Below are 672 nucleotides of genomic sequence, written 5' to 3'. Positions count from 1 at the left end.
AGCTACGGACGCAGGCTGACCGATCTGCAGATTTTCCAGCTGCTCGCCGACCACTTCTGCCTTGGTGATGCTGACGGTGATCTTGCCTTCGTCCTTGAACACGTCATCGCCCTGCGCCGGAGCGGCATAGGACTTGGTGGTCTCGCCTGCCGCGAAGGTCAGGGTCGCACCGGTGCTCAGGGTTACGGTGAACGGCTTGTCGAGCGCCTTGTTCAGGGTGACGGTGAAGGTTGGCTCAGTTGCTTCGTTGACCGAGACTTGGTCAGCCACGATGCTGACCTTGACCAGATCGCCTTCGTTATTGCCACCTGGGTTACCCGGAGTACCCGGCTCGTCAGTCACGGAGGTGCTGACGGTATCTTTGCCCAGATTCAGTTGTTCGAACTGATCAGCGCCGGCGCCTTCGACCTTGGTCAGACCTTGGGTGATGGTGACTGGATCGTTGACGTAGACGTTGTCTGGCGCGGTGACGGTAACAGAACCGGTCGCCTCACCTGCTTTAACGGTCACAGTAGTCCCGTCAGTCAGCGTGAAGGTCAGACCTTTGTGGTTGGTTACTGGCAGGCTCGGATCAGCGCTGACCAGGGTCACGGTGTAGGTGATCTTGCCGCCTTCGGCCACAGTGGTGTTATCCACAGTGAGCTGGGCAGTAACCGGGCTCTGCGTATCGGT

At 59.1% G+C, this 672-nt stretch carries 1 protein-coding gene; it reads right to left on the bottom strand.

The features are described 5' to 3' along the window. Positions 1–672, bottom strand: a 672-nt coding sequence (locus tag GYA94_RS03450) for an immunoglobulin-like domain-containing protein (protein ID WP_161891786.1), incomplete at both ends; no start/stop codon positions are given.

It is taken from the genome of Pseudomonas juntendi (assembly GCF_009932375.1).
Taxonomy (GTDB): domain Bacteria; phylum Pseudomonadota; class Gammaproteobacteria; order Pseudomonadales; family Pseudomonadaceae; genus Aquipseudomonas; species Aquipseudomonas juntendi.
The sequence above is the reverse complement of the archived record's forward strand: the minus strand, read 5'-3'. Positions and strand labels throughout refer to the sequence as shown.